This is a genomic window from Streptomyces sp. NPDC107562 (assembly GCF_055657325.1).
Map to the genome: position 1 here is coordinate 71,949 of NZ_JBVKBE010000019.1, position 16,299 is coordinate 88,247.

Annotated in this window: 18 protein-coding genes; 12 read left to right on the forward strand and 6 right to left on the reverse strand. The window is 72.7% G+C overall.

The genetic code is table 11. From position 1 onward, the window contains the following. Positions 1-126 precede the first annotated feature (126 nt). The 3 genes from ACZ7LV_RS35165 to ACZ7LV_RS35175 are packed head-to-tail and all read left to right on the forward strand — an operon-like array spanning position 127 to position 2,977. The gene (locus ACZ7LV_RS35165) at positions 127-1,332 is read left to right on the forward strand and encodes a Gfo/Idh/MocA family protein (protein WP_471945417.1); all 1,206 of its coding nucleotides are present in this window, start codon (positions 127-129) and stop codon (positions 1,330-1,332) included. Then, positions 1,329-2,255, forward strand: a complete 927-nt coding sequence (locus ACZ7LV_RS35170; protein WP_471945418.1) for a DUF6807 domain-containing protein — start codon at positions 1,329-1,331, stop codon at positions 2,253-2,255. Before ACZ7LV_RS35165 ends, ACZ7LV_RS35170 begins: the two co-directional genes overlap by 4 nt. Beyond that, complete coding sequence (locus ACZ7LV_RS35175) at positions 2,249-2,977, forward strand: cupin domain-containing protein (RefSeq protein WP_471945419.1); 729 nt, start codon at positions 2,249-2,251, stop codon at positions 2,975-2,977. Before ACZ7LV_RS35170 ends, ACZ7LV_RS35175 begins: the two co-directional genes overlap by 7 nt. 28 nt (positions 2,978-3,005) lie before the next feature. Here the strand turns inward: ACZ7LV_RS35175 and ACZ7LV_RS35180 are convergent, their stop codons facing one another. Continuing rightward, positions 3,006-3,473, reverse strand: coding sequence for a winged helix-turn-helix transcriptional regulator (locus tag ACZ7LV_RS35180; protein WP_471945420.1), 468 nt, complete (start codon positions 3,471-3,473; stop codon positions 3,006-3,008). Between the two features lie 118 nt (positions 3,474-3,591). On the opposite strand from ACZ7LV_RS35180, the gene ACZ7LV_RS35185 reads away from it, so the two are divergent. After that, positions 3,592-4,770 carry a thiolase family protein gene (locus tag ACZ7LV_RS35185; protein ID WP_471945421.1) on the forward strand — a complete coding sequence of 393 codons (1,179 nt, stop codon included), beginning with the start codon at positions 3,592-3,594 and terminating at the stop codon, positions 4,768-4,770. A gap of 7 nt (positions 4,771-4,777) precedes the next feature. Here ACZ7LV_RS35185 and ACZ7LV_RS35190 read toward each other — a convergent pair whose 3' ends face one another. Next, positions 4,778-5,584: a TVP38/TMEM64 family protein gene (locus tag ACZ7LV_RS35190; RefSeq protein ID WP_471945422.1), complete on the reverse strand. Its 807-nt coding sequence runs from the start codon at positions 5,582-5,584 to the stop codon at positions 4,778-4,780. Between the two features lie 49 nt (positions 5,585-5,633). Here ACZ7LV_RS35190 and ACZ7LV_RS35195 point away from each other — a divergent pair, with 49 nt between their 5' ends. From ACZ7LV_RS35195 to ACZ7LV_RS35205, 3 genes are all read left to right on the forward strand, one after another. Continuing rightward, on the forward strand, positions 5,634-6,356 hold the full coding sequence (locus ACZ7LV_RS35195; RefSeq protein WP_471945423.1) for a DNA alkylation repair protein: 723 nt from the start codon (positions 5,634-5,636) through the stop codon (positions 6,354-6,356). A 281-nt stretch (positions 6,357-6,637) separates the two neighbouring features. After that, positions 6,638-7,807 (forward strand): elongation factor Tu, encoded by a 1,170-nt coding sequence (tuf, locus tag ACZ7LV_RS35200; protein ID WP_471945424.1) that lies wholly within the window; start codon positions 6,638-6,640, stop codon positions 7,805-7,807. A gap of 80 nt (positions 7,808-7,887) precedes the next feature. Then, positions 7,888-8,733, forward strand: a complete 846-nt coding sequence (locus ACZ7LV_RS35205; protein WP_471945425.1) for a spermidine synthase — start codon at positions 7,888-7,890, stop codon at positions 8,731-8,733. On the opposite strand, the gene ACZ7LV_RS35210 is transcribed toward ACZ7LV_RS35205, so the two are convergent. Both ACZ7LV_RS35210 and ACZ7LV_RS35215 read right to left on the reverse strand, forming a co-directional pair. Next, positions 8,695-9,990, reverse strand: a complete 1,296-nt coding sequence (locus ACZ7LV_RS35210) for an MFS transporter (protein ID WP_471945426.1) — start codon at positions 9,988-9,990, stop codon at positions 8,695-8,697. The two genes, ACZ7LV_RS35205 and ACZ7LV_RS35210, sit on opposite strands and share 39 nt — an antisense overlap. Before the next feature lie 48 nt (positions 9,991-10,038). Next, positions 10,039-11,055 (reverse strand): DUF8017 domain-containing protein, encoded by a 1,017-nt coding sequence (locus tag ACZ7LV_RS35215; RefSeq protein WP_471945427.1) that lies wholly within the window; start codon positions 11,053-11,055, stop codon positions 10,039-10,041. A 184-nt stretch (positions 11,056-11,239) separates the two neighbouring features. On the opposite strand from ACZ7LV_RS35215, the gene ACZ7LV_RS35220 reads away from it, so the two are divergent. Both ACZ7LV_RS35220 and ACZ7LV_RS35225 read left to right on the forward strand, forming a co-directional pair. After that, complete coding sequence (locus tag ACZ7LV_RS35220; RefSeq protein WP_471945475.1) at positions 11,240-11,677, forward strand: DUF4442 domain-containing protein; 438 nt, start codon at positions 11,240-11,242, stop codon at positions 11,675-11,677. A gap of 345 nt (positions 11,678-12,022) precedes the next feature. Further along, positions 12,023-12,673 carry a DedA family protein gene (locus tag ACZ7LV_RS35225; protein WP_471945428.1) on the forward strand — a complete coding sequence of 217 codons (651 nt, stop codon included), beginning with the start codon at positions 12,023-12,025 and terminating at the stop codon, positions 12,671-12,673. Positions 12,674-12,679: 6 nt separating this feature from the next. Here ACZ7LV_RS35225 and ACZ7LV_RS35230 read toward each other — a convergent pair whose 3' ends face one another. Then, positions 12,680-13,210, reverse strand: a complete 531-nt coding sequence (locus ACZ7LV_RS35230; protein ID WP_471945429.1) for a gamma carbonic anhydrase family protein — start codon at positions 13,208-13,210, stop codon at positions 12,680-12,682. Between the two features lie 109 nt (positions 13,211-13,319). Between ACZ7LV_RS35230 and ACZ7LV_RS35235 the strand changes: the two genes are divergently transcribed. Next, positions 13,320-14,084, forward strand: coding sequence for an acyltransferase (locus ACZ7LV_RS35235; RefSeq protein ID WP_471945430.1), 765 nt, complete (start codon positions 13,320-13,322; stop codon positions 14,082-14,084). 50 nt (positions 14,085-14,134) lie between these two features. On the opposite strand, the gene ACZ7LV_RS35240 is transcribed toward ACZ7LV_RS35235, so the two are convergent. Next, positions 14,135-14,992 carry an EamA family transporter gene (locus tag ACZ7LV_RS35240; protein ID WP_471945431.1) on the reverse strand — a complete coding sequence of 286 codons (858 nt, stop codon included), beginning with the start codon at positions 14,990-14,992 and terminating at the stop codon, positions 14,135-14,137. 130 nt (positions 14,993-15,122) lie between these two features. Between ACZ7LV_RS35240 and ACZ7LV_RS35245 the strand changes: the two genes are divergently transcribed. Then, positions 15,123-15,695 (forward strand): helix-turn-helix domain-containing protein, encoded by a 573-nt coding sequence (locus ACZ7LV_RS35245; RefSeq protein WP_471945432.1) that lies wholly within the window; start codon positions 15,123-15,125, stop codon positions 15,693-15,695. 43 nt (positions 15,696-15,738) lie between these two features. Next, the gene (locus ACZ7LV_RS35250) at positions 15,739-16,296 is read left to right on the forward strand and encodes a YbaK/EbsC family protein (RefSeq protein WP_401672042.1); all 558 of its coding nucleotides are present in this window, start codon (positions 15,739-15,741) and stop codon (positions 16,294-16,296) included. Positions 16,297-16,299 lie beyond the last annotated feature (3 nt).

A 16,299-nucleotide genomic window follows, 5' to 3' on the forward strand; every position in this document is an offset into this window, starting at 1 on the left:
ATCGGCGGTGCTCCGCCGGGGGTGTTGACCGGCCGCTGCGCCGGGCCTACGTTGCCCTGCGGGGAAAGCGCTTGCTGCACGTGCTCGCCACATGCCCAGGACCCCGGAGGAGTGCTGATCAGGTAGATGGCCACACCCGCGACTCCGGTGCCTGCGGCCGATACGCCGTCCGCGACGACCCCCGTCCCGCTTGCCGGCCGCCCCCTGAGAGCCGCCGTGGTCGGCACCGGCGGCATCGCCCGCGGCTGTCATCTCCCGGCGCTCGCCCGGCTCGCGGAGGAGGGCGGCGCGGAGATCGTGGCGGCCGTCGACATCGACCGCGCCGCCGTCGAGGCGTTCTGCGTCCAGGGCGGCATCCCGCACGCCTACACCGACATGGCGCTGATGCTGCGGGAGCGGCGGCCCGACCTGGTGACGATCTGCACGCCGCCCATGCTGCACCGCGAGCAGACCGTCGCCGCGCTGCGCGCCGGTGCCTGGGTGTGGTGCGAGAAGCCGCCCGTGCCTGCGCTCGCCGACTTCGACGCCGTGGAGGCCGCGGAGGGCGCCGCGGGCGGGCCGTACGCGGCCGTCGTCTTCCAGCACCGGTTCGGCTCGGGCGCCGCCCACGTGCGCCGGCTGCTCGCCGGACAGGCCATGGGACGGCCGCTGGTGGCGCACTGCCAGACCACCTGGTACCGCGACGCCGCGTACTACGCGGTGCCGTGGCGTGGCCGGTGGGGGACGGAGGGCGGCGGGCCCGCCATGGGGCACGGCATCCACCAGATGGATCTGCTGCTGGATCTGCTCGGCCCGTGGAGCGAGGTGCGGGCGATGGCCGGCCGGCTGGTGCACGACGTGGAGACCGAGGACGTCTCGACCGCCCTCGTCCGTTTCGAGAGCGGCGCGTTGGCCACGGTCGTCAACAGCGTCCTCAGCCCCGACGAGGTGAGCCGCATCCGCGTCGACTGCGAGCGCGCCACCGTCGAACTCACCCACCTCTACGGCTACGCCAACGCCGACTGGCGGATCACGCCGGCGCCGGACGTACCGGCCGAAGAGGCGCAAAGGTGGCGTGACTTCGGGGCCGACGTGCCCAGTTCGCATCTGGCGCAGCTGCGTGAGCTGGTCGCCGCCATGCGGGCGGGCGAACGGCCCCGCAGCAGCGGACCGGACGGGCGCAAGAGCCTGGAACTGGTCACCGCGCTGTACAAGTCGGCGTTCACCGACGCCACCGTCCGCCGGGGCGAGATCGGGCCCGGCGATCCGTACTACACGGCGCTGCACGGAGATGCGCCCGCCTGGGCGCCCGTCGCCGGCGGGGCCGCGGCGGATCAGGAGGTGCCCGCATGACAGGACCGCACGTCGTCCACGCGCACGGGGACCGGATCGCGGTCCTCGAACCGACCGCCGGCGTCGAGCTGTTCCGGTACGTCTACCGGCCGGAAGCGGCCTGGGAGGCCCCGAAGCCGTATCTGCACCCCGTGCGGACCCTGGGCGGCGCCGTCGTCACGGACTACCGGCCGAACGACCACCGCTGGCACAAGGGCCTGCAGATGACGGCCTCCCACCTGTCCGGCCAGAACCTGTGGGGCGGCAACACCTATGTGCACGGGCAGGGTTATCTGGCCCTGCCCGAGCGCGTGGGGTCCATGGCGCACGCCGGCTTCGACGAGGTCGTCTCGAACGGCACCCGCGCGGTGATCGCGCAGCGGCTCACCTGGCACCCCTGGGGCGGACAGCTGTGGGCCGACGAGCGGCGCCGTATCGAGGTGCACGACGTGGACCCGGCGGCGGGTTCCTGGGCGCTCACCTGGACCAGTGCCGTCACCAACCGGCGCGACGAGCCCCTGCTGTTCGGGAGCCCGACCACCGCGGGGCGCGAGATGGCCGGCTACACGGGCCTGTTCTGGCGGGGACCGCGCGCCTTCCGGGACGGGCGCGTCCTCGGGCCGGACGGCGAGGGGCCGGGCCTGATGGGCGAACAGGCGCCCTGGCTGGCGTACTCGGGCGAGCACGACGGCGTCGACGGCCACGCCACGCTGGTGTTCGCGCACGCCCCCGAGAACGACCACAGCGGCGCCGGCGGCACCCACCCCGCTCACTGGTTCGTCCGCAATGAGCCGTTCGCCGCGGTCGCCCCCTCGTGGGCCTTCCACGACGAACTGGAGCTCGCGCCGGGCGCCACCCTCACCCGCCGCTACCGGGTCGTCGTCGCCGACGGCGCCTGGGAACGGGACCAGATCACCAAGTACCTGGAGGCGCACCCGTGGTGACCACCGAAGGACTGCCCGGCCTGTTCACCGGCCTGCCGGGCGGTGTCGCCGTGTCGCACCTGTCCGTGTACGACTGGCCGGCGGCTGACGGGGCGTGCGGCGGAACTCCCCATCTGCATCTGACCTGTTCGGAGGCGTACGTCGTCACCGGCGGCCGGGGGGCGGTGCAGACGCTCACGACGTCCGGGTACGAGGTCACACCGCTCGCGGCAGGCACCGTCGCCTGGTTCTCGCCGGGCACGATCCACCGGCTGGTCAACGACGACGACCTGCGCATCACCGTGCTGATGCAGAACAGCGGGCTGCCGGAGGCGGGGGACGCGGTGCTCACGCTGCCGCCCGAGTACCTGACGGACCCGCGGACGTACGCCGCCGCCACCACGATCCCGGTGGACGCGCCCGTCGCCGAGCAGGAGCGCGTGGCGCGCGCGAGGCGCGATCTCGCGCTGGAGGGCTACCGGGCGCTGCGGGCGTCCGGCCCGCAGGCGCTGGCCGAGTTCCACCGGGCGGCGGGCGCGCTGGTGCGGCCCCGGCTCGCGGAGTGGCGCGAGCGCTGGCGGCGGGGCGCCCGGTCGGCCGCCACGGCGACGGGGGAGCAGCTCGACCGGCTGGAGCGGGGGGACGTCTCCCACCTCGCGGCGGCCGTCGTCAGGTCCGAACAGCCCGTGGCGCGCGGGAGGTTCGGCATGTGCGGACGGCTCGACGTCTATCCCGGCGAGTAGCCCGCAGCAGGCCCTGACCTGGCCGTGGCTAGGCCGCCTCGGGGCCGGTGACGGTCCAGCCCGGGGACCGGGGGTGAGGGGTCAGGTCTCCGGAGCGGACCGGCTCGCCGCAGGACCCGCAGGTGACCCGCGGAGCCACTTCGTGGCCGCAGCTGTGTTCGAGGATCATCGGGCGGTCGTCCCCGCGCAGATGGCGGTCGCCCCAGTCCATGAGGGTGAGCAGGACGGGCTGGAGTTCGAGGCCCGCCTGGGTGGGCCGGTACTCGAAGCGCTGCGGGCGCTCGCTGTACGCCTGCTTGGTGAGGATCCCGGCGTCGACCAGGCGGCGCAGCCGGGTCGCCAGGATGTCGCGCGGGGCGCCGATGTTGCGCACGAGCTGATCGAAGCGGCCGTTGCCCAGGAGCGCCTCCCGCAGCACGAGCAGCGAGTACTTCTCGCCGACGAGCGCCAGGGTGTCGGCGATCGAGCAGGGGCGCGGGTCCTTGGTGGCGGCCATGACGCCCAGTCTAGGCGAGGGTTTGATTTTCCAACCCACGGGGCTATGGTGAGTTCGAAATTCCTACTCACCGGTAATCGACCCGGTGCCCGCTCCGGCGGCCAAGGAGGCCCGCACCATGCGAGACGCAGTCATCGTCGAAGCCGTACGCACCCCCATGGGCAAGGGCAAGCCGAACGGCTCGCTCGCGCACATCCACCCCGTCGAACTCCTGGCCCACACCCTGCGCGCGCTCGTCGAGCGCTCCGGCGTCGACCCGGCCCTGATCGACGACGTCATCGGCGGCACCGTCGACCAGGTCGGCGAGCAGGCCATGAACACCACCCGGTACGCCGTGCTGTCGGCGGGCTTCCCCGAGACCGTCCCCGCGACCACCGTCGACCGGCAGTGCGGCTCCTCCCAGCAGGCCGTGCACTTCGCGGCGCAGGGCGTGCTGGCGGGCGCGTACGACATCGTGGTCGCCTGCGGGGTCGAGTCCATGAGCCGCGTGCCGATGTGGTCGAACGTCCCGCCCGGCAAGGACCCCTTCGGGCCCGGCGTCGCCGAGCGGTACCCGGAAGGCCTGCTCCCGCAGGGGATCAGCGCCGAACTGATCGCCGCCAAGTGGTCCCTGACGCGCGAGCGGATGGACGCCTTCGCCGTCTCCTCGCACCACAAGGCCGCCGCGGCCTGGGACGGCGGCCTGTTCGACGCCGAGGTCACGCCGATCGACGGCGTGACGCGCGACGAGTGCGTACGGCCGGGCAGCACCACCGAGATCCTGGCCGGCCTCCGGCCCGCCTACCACGACCCCGCCCTCGCCGAGCGCTTCCCGCAGATCGAGTGGAACGTCACCGCGGGCAACGCCAGCCCCGTCAACGACGGCGCCTCCGCGGTGCTCATCATGTCGAGCGAGACCGCCGCCCGCCTCGGCCTGCGCCCCCTCGCCCGGCTGCACAGCTTCGCCGTCACCGGCTCCGACCCGCTGCTGATGCTGACGGGTGTCGTCCCGGCGACCGAGAAGGTGCTGCGCAGGGCCGACCTGACGCTGGACGACATCGACCTGTTCGAGGTCAACGAGGCCTTCTCCAGTGTCGTGCTCGCCTGGCAGCAGGAGACCGGCGCCGACCTGGCGAAGGTCAACGTGCACGGCGGCGCCATCGCCCTCGGCCATCCGCTGGGCGCGAGCGGCACCCGGCTGACCACCACGCTCGTGCACGCCATGCGCGAGCGCGGGGCCCGCTACGCCCTGCAGACCATGTGCGAGGCGGGCGGGCTGGCCAACGCGATGATCCTGGAGGCCCCGCAGGCCTCCTGAGCGGGCGTCAGCCGCGCAGGTGGTGGCGTTTGCGCCACGCCACCACCGCGCCCGCGAGTCCCGGAACGGCGATAGCGGCCATCGCGATCAGGAACACCGGGGACGTCGGCGTCGAGGCCCGGGCGCCGGCGACGACGTAGGCGGCGGTGTTCGGCAGCGAGCCGAGCGCCGTCGCGAGCAGGAAGGGCAGCCAGCCCATCTTCGACACGGCGGCGCAGTAGTTCGCGGCCCAGAACGGCACGCCCGGGAACAGGCGCACCGCCAGCATCGAGCGGAAGCCGTGCCGGCTGAACTGCCGGTCGACGGTCTTCAGGAACTTGCCGCGCAGCAGCGGCCGCAGCGCGTCCTGGCCGAGGAACCGGCCCAGCCCGAAGGCCATCCCGGCGCCGATCACCGAGCCGGCGACCGCCGCGGCGACGCCCAGCTCGGAGCCGAACAGCGCCCCCGCCGCCAGGTTGAGGAGCGGTCGCGGCACGAAGGCCACCGTGATCAGGCCGTAGGCGAACGCGAAGACGAGCGCCGCGAGGACGCCGCCGAGCTGGGGCGGCCAGCCGTGCGCGAGCAGCCGCTGTGGCTCGAAGAGCAGCACCGCCGCCCCGGCCCCGACCAGCAGGGCGACGAGCACGGAGAAGCGGGCCCAGGGCGACAGCAGAAGTCTCGCGCAGCGCGCGGCGAAGCCGGGACGGACGGCCGCCGCGCCGCCGGAGACGGGCACGGCGGCGGCGAGTTCGGCGGCGGTCACCGCGAGTTCGGTGGCAGTGGCCCGGGGAGAGGCCGGTGCGGTGCCCCCAGAGCGGGTGTGGGCATCGAGCATTGGGCGACCCTAACCGACGGATATGTGTGATCGCCGTATGGTTCGTCTCATGAGCGTCACAGGTGCGCGAACGGCGGGTGTCCCGCACAGCTCTCTCGCCGACACGCTGGTGCCCCGGCTCACGGCCGCCTACACCGGCGCGGCGGACCCGGCGCGCGCGGCGCCCATGCGGGCGTACATGAAGGATGTCGCGCCCTTCCTCGGCCTGGCCACGCCGGTGCGCCGCACGCTGTCCCGCACGGTCGTCGAGGGCATGCCCCGTCCGGACGAGGCCGACTGCGCGGCCGTGGCGCTGCGGTGCTGGGAGTTGCCCGAGCGCGAGTTCCACTACTTCGCGGTCGACTACCTGCGCCGGCACGTGGGCCGCTGCTCGTCCGGGTTCCTGCCGGTGGCCCGGCGGCTCGTCACCACCGTCCCGTGGTGGGACACCGTCGACCTGCTCGCCGCCCATGTGGTGGGTCCGCTGGTCGCCGCCGAGCCCGGACTGAAGGCCGACATGGACGTCTGGATCGCGGACGACGACCTGTGGGTCGCCCGGACGGCCCTGCTCCACCAACTGCGCTACAAGGAACGCACCGACACCGAACGCCTCTTCTCCTACTGCCTGCGCCAGTCCGGGCATCCCGACTTCTTCATCCGCAAGGCGATCGGCTGGTGCCTGCGCGAGTACGCCAAGACCGACCCCGGGGCCGTGCGCGACTTCCTCGCGCGGGAGCGGGGGCGCTTCGCGCCGCTGTCGGTGCGGGAGGCGCTGAAGAACGTCGGGCCCTGATCCGGTCCCACCGGGTTCCGTCTCGACGAATCGGTCGATCTCGGTAAATCATTCGACGCGCCGGGCGGCGTCGGCGAGTATCGACGTCATGTTCCGGCACGCCTTCCACCTCGCAGCATCCGCGGTCGCGGATGTCCCGAAGGCTGCCGTCCTGATCCTCCAGGCCGCTGTCGACGGCGCCCGAAGCTGACCCTCCCCGGAACGTCCGGCGGACCCCGCAGGGGGAGGGTCGGCCGGTCACCGGGGTCCCAGCCACCATCGAGACGCTTCGAGGTATCGCCATGCCCAAGACGGCTTACGTGCGCACCAAACCGCACCTGAACATCGGCACCATGGGTCACGTCGACCACGGCAAGACCACCCTGACGGCCGCCATCACCAAGGTCCTCGCCGAGCGGGGCACCGGCACGTTCGTGCCCTTCGACCGCATCGACCGCGCCCCGGAGGAGGCCGCCCGCGGCATCACCATCAACATCGCCCACGTCGAGTACGAGACCGACACCCGGCACTACGCGCACGTGGACATGCCCGGCCACGCCGACTACGTCAAGAACATGGTCACCGGCGCGGCGCAGCTCGACGGCGCGATCCTCGTCGTCTCCGCGCTCGACGGGATCATGCCCCAGACCGCCGAGCACGTGCTGCTCGCCCGGCAGGTGGGCGTGGACCACATCGTCGTCGCCCTCAACAAGGCGGACTCCGGCGACGAGGAGCTCATCGACCTCGTCGAGCTGGAGGTGCGCGACCTGCTCACCCGGCAGGGGTACGGGGGCGACTCCGTGCCGGTCGTGCGGGTGTCCGGGCTGCGGGCGCTGGAGGGCGACCCCCGGTGGACCGCGTCCGTCGAGGCGCTGCTGGACGCGGTGGACACGTATGTGCCGATGCCGGAGCGGTACCTGGACGCGCCGTTCCTGCTGCCGGTGGAGAACGTGCTGACCATCACCGGGCGCGGCACGGTCGTCACCGGGGCCGTGGAGCGCGGCACGGTCCGGGTCGGTGACCGGGTGGAGGTGCTCGGGGCGGGCGTGTCGTCCGTCGTCACCGGACTGGAGACCTTCGGCAAGCCGATGGACGAGGCCCAGGCCGGGGACAACGTGGCGTTGCTGCTGCGGGGGGTGCCCCGCGACGCCGTGCGGCGAGGGCACGTGGTCGCCGCGCCGGACAGCGTGGTGCCGCGACGCCGGTTCACCGCGCAGGTGTACGTGCTGTCGGCGCGTGAGGGCGGGCGCACCACCCCGCTGTCCACGGGGTACCGGCCGCAGTTCTACATCCGCACCGCGGACGTGGTCGGCGACATCGACCTCGGTGAGGTCGCCGTCGCGCGGCCGGGCGAGACGGTGACCGTGCGCGTGGAGCTGGGGCGGGAGGTGCCCTTGGAGCCCGGCCTCGGCTTCGCGATCCGCGAGGGCGGGCGGACGGTCGGCGCCGGCACGGTGACGACCGTGGACTGAGGCGGGCGAAGCGGTGCGGGGCCGTCGTGGAGGAGGCGGCCCCGCACCGGCCCGGTCACCCGCACCGGCACAATGGAGCCGTGAGCGAGCCGATACCTGTCAGCCGAGTCGTCGATCACGGCACCGCCAAGCTGATGCCGGACGTCGACCGGGAGCGGGCCTGGCTGCTGACCGTCGACGGGGCTCCGCAGTCCTACGTCGACCTGGACGAGCCGACGCATCTGGAGTTCGAGTACGTGCGACGGCTCGGACACGTGCTGGACGGCCTCGCGGCGGCGGGGGCCCCGCTGGACGTCGTGCATCTCGGCGGGGGCGCGCTCACCCTGCCGCGGTACGTGGCGGCGACGCGGCCCGGCTCGCGGCAGGAGGTCGTGGAGGCCGACAAGGGGCTGGTGGAGCTGGTCGGCGCGTATCTGCCGGTCGCCGAGGGTGCCCGGATCGCGGTGCACGTCGCGGACGGCCGGGACTGGCTCGCGGGTGCCCCGGCGGACTCGGCGGACGTCGTCGTCGGCGACGTCTTCGGTGGCTCACGGGTGCCGGCCGGGTTCACCTCCGTCGGCTACGCCCGTGCGGTGGAGCGGGTGTTGCGCCCGGAGGGGGTCTACACGGCCAACCTGGCCGACGCCGCGCCGTTCGCCTTCCTCCGCTCCCAGCTCGCCACGTTCGCGACCGCGTTCCCCGAACTCGCGCTGATCGCCGAGCCGGCCGTGCTGCGCGGCCGGAGGTTCGGCAACGCGGTGCTGCTCGCCTCGCACCGTCCGCTCGACACGGCGGCACTCGCGCGCCGCACCGCCGCCGACGTCTTCCCGGCACGCGTCGAACACGGGCCCGCGCTCCGGAGGTTCATCGGTGACGCCCGCCCGGTCGGGGACGCGGACGCCGTTCCCTCACCCGAGCCCCCCGACGGGACGTTCGGCATCGGCTGAGGCCGGCTCGCCCTTGGCCACCGCATGGGTACGGCGGCGCAGGTTCCGCACGTCCGGGACGCACAGCACCGCCGCCGTGACCACCACCACGAGCGTCGCACAGCCCCACAGGGCCGCCGTCCGGCCGAACGCCACCTCGGCCGGGCCCGCCATGGCCGTCGCCAGCGGAACCATCGCGACCGACCCGAACCAGTCGTAGGCCGCCACGCGGGAGAGCTTGTCCTCCGCGATCTCCTGGTGCAGGGCCGTCATCCACGAGACGCCGAAGATCTCCAGGGTCACCCCGGTCACGAACATCACGGAGCACAGGCCCCAGACCGGCACCGGCACCGCCAGCGCCGCGGACGGCAGTGCCAGCGGGAAGACGCCGAGGGTACCCGCGAGCAGCAGCCGACGGGGTTTCCAGCGGGTCATCAGCAGCGCGCCGACCACCGTGCCCGCCGCGAAGAAGCCCAGGGCCAGACCCCAGGGCGCGGCTCCGCCCAGATGGTCCTGGGCGACCAGCGGACCGTAGACCGCCTCGGCGGCCGCCACCACCGCGTTGGCGATCGAGAACTGGACGACGACGCCCCACAGCCAGGGCCGCCCGGCGACCTCGCGCCAGCCCTCCCGCAGATCCGCGATCAGTCCGCCGCCCGGCTCGCGCGGCGGGATGTGGCTGACGTCGAGGAAGGCGCGCAGCGCACCGGCGACGGCGAACGCGGCCGCGTCCGCGGCGAGCACCCAGCCCGGTCCGATCGCGGCGACCATCGCGCCACCGACGGCCGCACCGCCCAGCGCCGCGCCCTGCATCGCCATCCGGAACACCGCGAACGCCCGGCTGACCTGATCGCCCTGCACGGAGGACATCAGCATGCCTTCGGCGGCGGGGCTGAAAAACGCCTGTCCGGTGCCGCCGAGCGCGCTCAGCAGCATCATGTGCCACAGCTGCGCCTCGCCGGCGAGGACCAGCACGGCGAACAGGCCTTGCGAGACACAGTTGAGGGCGTTGGCGGCGACCATCACGTGGTGCCGGGGCAGACGGTCCGCGACCGCGCCGCCGATCAGCAGGAAGAGCACCAGCGGAAGGGTGCGGGCCGCCGCCACGAGGCCCACGTCACCGCCGTCGCCGCCCGCCTCCAGCACGGCGAACGCGGCGGCGACGAGGGCGCCGTTGCTGCCGAGGTGGGTGACGACCGCGGAGGCCGTCAGCAGGCTGTAGTTGCGTCCCGCCCATGCGGGTCTGCGGGGGCGGGAGGCTCCGGTGACGGTGTTCACCGGCCGACTATCACCGCCCGACCCCCGACTTGCCAAACCGGTTCTGCGTCAGCCTCCGGTGGGCTCGCCGTGCAGCCGCACCGTGCTCAGGATCTGCATGATGGTCGCCTTGGGCACCTCGCCCGTGACGCCCTTGGCACCGTAGAAGTTCCACGACACGAAGTCACCGACGGAGTTCTTGAAGCCGAACGTGACCGCCTTGCCGTCGCTGGCGCACTTGCCCTTCTGGGGCGTGTTCGTCGACTCGGCCCAGGCGATGCTGCCCTCGATGCCCGACTTGGTGGTGTAGGGCTCGGCCTTCTCCTCGAACTTCATGCTCTTCTTGTCCGGCTGGGTGTAGCCGCCGTAGACCCACCAGGGGACCGTGTTGATGGCGACCTCGTCGGTGTCTTTGGCGCCGTCGGCCCCCTTGGTGCCCACCGCGGCCAGGTGCGTGTCCTCGGTGCGGCCGTCCTTGTTCTCGTCGGTCGTGCACCACTTCGACTTGTAGTACGCCGGCGCCGACATCACGATCAGCGGTTCACCGCTGTCCGACTTGTCGTCCTCGAAGCCGATGGTCACGCCCGGCGACTCGACCTCCCAGTCCGCCGGCACGTCGAAGGCCACGCCGCGCTTGGGGTTGATGACGACCTTCCAGCCGTCGATCGTCGGCTTCGCGGCCTCGCCGCCCCGTGGGTTGTCGTCCGAACCGGACGCGGAGTCGCTGGGCTCCGTGGACGTCGAGGGCGACCGGCTCGTCTTCGGCTTGTCGCCGCCGCCGGCCTTGTCGTCCTTGTCGCCGCCGAGAACCAGGAAGCCCGTGACAGCGGCGGTGAGGACCACGGCGGAGGCCGCGATGATCGCCACCAGCTTCGTCCGGTTGCCGCCGCCGCTGCCGCCGGGCTGCGGCTGCGGCGGCCCCATCGGCGCGGGCGTGCCCCACTGCGGCTGCTGCGCATAGGGGTTGGGCTGCTGGTAGCCCGCCTGCTGATACGGATTCGGCTGCTGGTACCCCGGCTGCTGGTACGGGTTGTTCTGTCCTTGCGGGTTCTGCTCGCCCCCGGGCGGCTGCTCTCCTGGCCACATGAGCGGTAACCCTAGTAGGGCCAGGGACACGATTCGGTCACCGGGCTTTGTCAGGGACGTAGCAATTCAGGATTCCCCGCGGCCGCCCCGCCGCCGCATGCGTCACGCCGCCGTGACGATCGTCGCGAGGACCTGGCCAAGCTGAGCTACTCGTGGGTAACATGCGGTCATGAGCGCAGACCAGATGTCGATCGGCGAACTGCTCGCCGCCACGGTGCCGATGGTTCGGACGCTGAACCTCGAGTACCTGGAGACCACTCCGGAGAAGGCCGTGCTGGCCCTGCCGGACCAGAGCGAGTACCGCAACCACGTCGGCGGGCCGCACGCGGGCGCCATGTTCACCCTGGGCGAGTCGGCCAGCGGCGCGATCGTCCTGGCCGCGTTCGGCGACCAGCTCTCGCGGGCCGTGCCGCTGCCCGTGCATGCCGAGATCGCGTTCAAGAAGATCGCCCTGGGCCCCGTCACGGCCACGGCGACCCTCGGACGCCCCGCCGCCGAGGTCGTGGCCGAACTCGACGAGGGCAAGCGTCCCGAGTTCCCCGTGACGGTCGCCATCCGGCGTGAGGACGGGGCGGTGACCACGGAGATGACGGTGGTGTGGACCCTCCGGCCCAACGGCTGAGACGTTCCGCGCCTGAGAGGGGCCCCGGCGATCCGCGAGGGCCCCTCTTGTTGTTCGACGACAGTTCCTGCGCGACGAGTTGAAGATCGTGTGCGCCGATGAGCCCGCTGGGAACGAGGCGTCCCCGGCATCGCATACGGGTGCGGATACCTCAGGTGACCTGGCACGTCCGGTCCGGAACTGGACCCCGCCGGGTGGGTACGAGAGCTGGGTCCGTCAGGTCGGTGGGAGGGGCCGTGACGCCGGGACGGGTGGGGCGGTGGCACCCGGTAGGCTGCGCGGCGTGCGCCCAGGTCCGGGCACACGCCGTCCGTGCCCAGGGCGCGACTTCAGGAGGAACCGGCCGTGCACGTCCAGGAGTGGCTAGAGACCGTACCGGCGGTCGCCATCTACGCGCTGGTGGGAGTGGTCATCGGCCTGGAGAGCCTGGGCATCCCGCTGCCGGGCGAGATCATCCTCGTCTCCTCGGCGCTGCTCGCCTCCCAGCACGGTGACATCGACCCCTTCGTCCTCGGCGCGTGCGCCAGCGCCGGCGCGATCATCGGTGACTCCATCGGCTACGCGATCGGCCGCAAGGGCGGCCGGCCGCTGCTCGCCTGGCTCGGCGGGAAGTTCCCGAAGCACTTCAGCGAGGCGCACATCGCCACGGCCGAGCGCTCCTTCGAGAAGTGGGGCATGTGGGCCGTCTTCTTCGGCCGGTTCGTCGCCCTGCTCCGCATCTTCGCGGGCCCGCTCGCGGGCGTGCTGCGGATGCCGTACTGGAAGTTCCTGATCGCCAACGTCTTCGGCGGCATCCTCTGGGCGGGCGGCACCACGGCGGTCATCTACTACGTGGGTGTCGTCGCCGAGGCATGGCTGAAGCGCTTCTCGTGGGTGGGCCTGGTCCTCGCGGTCCTGATCGGTCTGACGTCGATCCTGATCATGAAGCGCAAGGCCAGGAAGGTGACGGAGTCGCGGCCCGCCGCCGAGCCGGAGCCTGTCGGCGCCGCGGAGTAGACCACCTCAGGGGTGGTGCACGTCCCGGTGCACCTTGCCGAGCTCCGCGTACATCGTCCCGTTCAGCGTCACGCCCTCCCGCTCCTCGGCACTCAGTTCCCGTCGCACCTTCGCCGGCACCCCCGCCACCAGTGACCCCGGCGGCACCACCATCCCCTGCGGCACCAGGGCCTGGGCGGCGACCAGCGATCCCGCCCCGATCACCGCGCCGTTGAGCACGGTCGCGCCCATCCCGATCAGGCAGTCGTCCTCGACGGTCGCCCCGTGGACCACGGCGTTGTGCCCGATGGACACCCGCTCGCCGACGCGCACCGGGAACCCGGGATCGGCGTGGAGCGTGCAGTTGTCCTGCACGTTGCTGTACGCGCCCACGGAGATCCGCTCGACGTCCCCGCGCAGCACGGCCCCGTACCAGACACTCGCGCCGGCGCCCAGCGTCACGTCCCCGATCACGGCGGCCGTCGGCGCGACGAACGCCTCCTGATCGACCCTCGGCTCCTTGCCGCCGATGCCGGTGATCAGTGCCTGGTGCGTCATTCCCAGCTCCCTCGTCGTCGGGTACGAGGGAACCGTACGCCACGCCGTGGGGTGAAGATCACAGGCGCATGCCCTCATGACCGGACCCGGCGCTGAGTAACGTGAGCGGGTGCCGAAGCGCAAGAACACGTTCTCATCCTGGCGCCGCCGCCACGTGCAGCGGGCCGTCCACGCGGGCTGGGCGTGGGTGCAGCGCACGGCGTCCGTCACCGCCGAGCACCCCGGTCGGTTCCGCTTCGGCGCGATAGGAACCGGTACCAGGCTCGCCTTCCCGCTCGGCACGGTCTTCGGCGAACCCTGGATCCATCTGGGCTCCCACTGCATCGTCGGCGAGCAGGTCACCCTGACGGCCGGTCTGATGCCGGACCTCGACCTCGGCCCGGAGCCGATCCTGCGCATCGGTGACGGGGTGGTACTCGGCCGGGGCAGTCATGTGATCGCCGACACGACGGTCACCATCGGCAGCGACTGCTACTTCGGGCCGTACGTCTACGTCACGTCCACCAACCACTCCTACGACGACCCGCACCAGCCCATCGGCAAGCAGTGGCCGCGGATGGAGCCGGTGGAGATCGGCCCGGGCTGCTGGATCGGCACCGGCGCGGTGATCCTGCCGGGCGCCCGCATCGGGCGGAACGTGGTGGTGGCGGCCGGTGCGGTGGTGCGCGGGGACGTGCCCGACCACGCGGTGGTGGCGGGGGCGCCCGCCCGGGTCGTACGGCGGTGGACGCCGGTCGAGGGCTGGCAGCCGCCGCTGCGCACACCGGCGCCCGTGCCGATACCGTCCGACGTCACCCCCGACGAGTTGCGCGCCCTCGCCGCCCTCGACGAGAAGACGGTGCAACGACTGGCCGAACTGGAGCCGGAGGCCTGACGCGCCGGGCAGGCGTGCGCGGCCCGGGCCCGCTTCAGTCGTGGGCCCGATCAGCCCGTGGCCAGCAGCAGGGTGCCGGCGAGGGCCAGTCCGGCGCCCGCCGCCTGGACGGCGCGCAGCCGTTCGCTGAGGAAGCCGCGTGCGGCCAGGGCCGTCACCACCGGGTAGAGCGAGGCGAGGACGGCGGCCACGGTGACCGGTCCGTGCTGGGCGGCGATCGAGTACGTGCCGTTGGCCGCCACGTCCGCGAGGCCCACGAAGGCCAGCGCCGGGAGCGAACCCCACGGGAAACCTTCGGAGGGGAGGGCGGGAGCACCGCGCCGCACCGAGACGTACAGGGCGGTGCCGCCCGCGGCCACGTTGGTCACCCGCTGGACGAACAGGGCGAGGAACAGCCCGGTGAGCGTCGCCGACGCCTCCGCGATCAGGGCCATCACCGCGCCGAAGCCGAACGCCGCGAGCAGGGTGAGCAGCACGGCCTGCCGCTGCACCGGCGCTCCCCCGAACTGCGGACCGCCCGCGAGGACGACGCCGACCACGGCGACCGCGATGCCCGCGACCTGCAACAGGCCGGGACGCTCGCCCAGCACCAGGCCCACGCCCACGGGGACCGCGACGCCGAGCGAGCCCAGCGGGGAGACGACGCCCATCGGGCCGAGGGCGAGGGCCTTGTAGAAGGAGAGCATCGCCACCGGGCCCACCAGCCCGGCGGCCACGGCGAACCAGAGCTGGGGTCCCGCCTCGCTCCAGGCGCCGGTCGCGACGACGATCGCGCCGAGGACGGCCACCGCGACGGACTGCGAGACGACCACCACGGTCAGCGCGGGCGTACGCCGGGTCAGCAGCCCGCCGCCGAAGTCGGCCAGACCCCACAGGAGGCTGGTGGCCAGGGCGAAGAGTGCCGTCATGGGAGTTGCCTCGCAGTACAGTTCAGTGAACGATGTGGTGCACCACACCGTAGTTCAATGAGTTGCACTCTGTCATTCACAATATTAGACCGCTTGACTAGGCTTAGGTGGCTCACCTGATGGACGGAACGTGTCGGACCTCGACCTGCTGACCCAGTCGCTGGCCCGGAACGTCAAGCGCTGGCGCGCCGAGCGGGGCTTCACCCTGGACACCCTCGCCGCCCGCGCCGGAGTCAGCCGCGGCATGCTGATCCAGATCGAGCAGGCCCGCACCAACCCCAGCCTCGGCACGGTCGTCAAGATCGGTGACGCGCTCGGCATCAGCATCACCACCCTGCTCGACTACGAACAGGGCCCCAAGGTCCGGATCGTCCCCGCCGACCAGGCCGTCCGCATGTGGCACACCGACGCGGGCAGCTACAACCGGCTGCTCGCCGGGACCGAGGCCCCCGGACCGCTGGAGCTGTGGGACTGGCGGCTGATGCCCGGCGAGAGCAGTTCCTCCGACCCGCACCCCGCCGGCACGGTCGAACTCGTCCACGTCACCGCGGGCGAGCTGACCCTCACCGTCGACGGCGCCGACCACTTCGTCCCGGCCGGCGCCAGTGCCTCCTTCGACGCCGGGGTGCCGCACACGTACGGCAACACGGGCGCCGAACCGATGGAGATGGTGCTGGCCGTGTCGGTGCCGCCCGTGCACTGAGACGCCCGGTCACGTCTCGCGCGGCGGCTGTTAGCGTGCCGCCATGCGCGCACCCATCGGACGCTTCGACCAGGCGACGCCCGCCCCCGACTGCCTCGACGAGCTGATCGGCCCGGTCGCCGACGCCGTACGGCACTGGCGCGGCAGCGTCCCCGCCGAGCAGATCGTCTACGTCGAGACCGACCCGCAATGGGCCGACACCGAGGTCTTCGTGGAGCACTACGGCCGCGAACTGCTGGAGCAGTCCGCGAACTGCGTGGTCGTCGCGGGCAAGCGCGGTGGCGAGACCACGCTGGCCGCCTGCGTCGTGCTCTCCACCACCCGCGTCGACGTCAACGGCGTCGTCCGCCGTCAGCTCGGCGCCCGCAAGGCCTCGTTCGCGCCGATGGACACGGCGACCGGCGAGACCGGCATGGAGTACGGGGGCATCACCCCGGTCGGGCTGCCCGCCGGCTGGCCGCTGCTGGTCGACTCGGCCGTCATCGACCTGCCGTACGTCCTGGTCGGCAGCGGGCGACGGCGGGGCAAGCTGCTGGTGCCCGGCAAGGCCTTCGCGGAACTGCCGGGCGCGGTCGTCCTGGAGGGGCTGGGCGCCGCCTGAGAC

What these genes read in the sequence shown, in the direction of transcription:
- ACZ7LV_RS35190 (WP_471945422.1), bottom strand. Translation starts at nt 5,584, where the DNA reads ATGCTCGATGCCCACACCCGCTCTGGGGGCACCGCACCGGCCTCTCCC.
- ACZ7LV_RS35180 (WP_471945420.1), bottom strand. Translation starts at nt 3,473, where the DNA reads ATGGCCGCCACCAAGGACCCGCGCCCCTGCTCGATCGCCGACACCCTG.
- ACZ7LV_RS35185 (WP_471945421.1), top strand. Translation starts at nt 3,592, where the DNA reads ATGCGAGACGCAGTCATCGTCGAAGCCGTACGCACCCCCATGGGCAAG.
- ACZ7LV_RS35165 (WP_471945417.1), top strand. Translation starts at nt 127, where the DNA reads ATGGCCACACCCGCGACTCCGGTGCCTGCGGCCGATACGCCGTCCGCG.
- ACZ7LV_RS35230 (WP_471945429.1), bottom strand. Translation starts at nt 13,210, where the DNA reads ATGACGCACCAGGCACTGATCACCGGCATCGGCGGCAAGGAGCCGAGG.
- tuf (WP_471945424.1), top strand. Translation starts at nt 6,638, where the DNA reads ATGCCCAAGACGGCTTACGTGCGCACCAAACCGCACCTGAACATCGGC.
- ACZ7LV_RS35170 (WP_471945418.1), top strand. Translation starts at nt 1,329, where the DNA reads ATGACAGGACCGCACGTCGTCCACGCGCACGGGGACCGGATCGCGGTC.
- ACZ7LV_RS35195 (WP_471945423.1), top strand. Translation starts at nt 5,634, where the DNA reads ATGAGCGTCACAGGTGCGCGAACGGCGGGTGTCCCGCACAGCTCTCTC.
- ACZ7LV_RS35215 (WP_471945427.1), bottom strand. Translation starts at nt 11,055, where the DNA reads ATGTGGCCAGGAGAGCAGCCGCCCGGGGGCGAGCAGAACCCGCAAGGA.
- ACZ7LV_RS35220 (WP_471945475.1), top strand. Translation starts at nt 11,240, where the DNA reads ATGTCGATCGGCGAACTGCTCGCCGCCACGGTGCCGATGGTTCGGACG.
- ACZ7LV_RS35250 (WP_401672042.1), top strand. Translation starts at nt 15,739, where the DNA reads ATGCGCGCACCCATCGGACGCTTCGACCAGGCGACGCCCGCCCCCGAC.
- ACZ7LV_RS35240 (WP_471945431.1), bottom strand. Translation starts at nt 14,992, where the DNA reads ATGACGGCACTCTTCGCCCTGGCCACCAGCCTCCTGTGGGGTCTGGCC.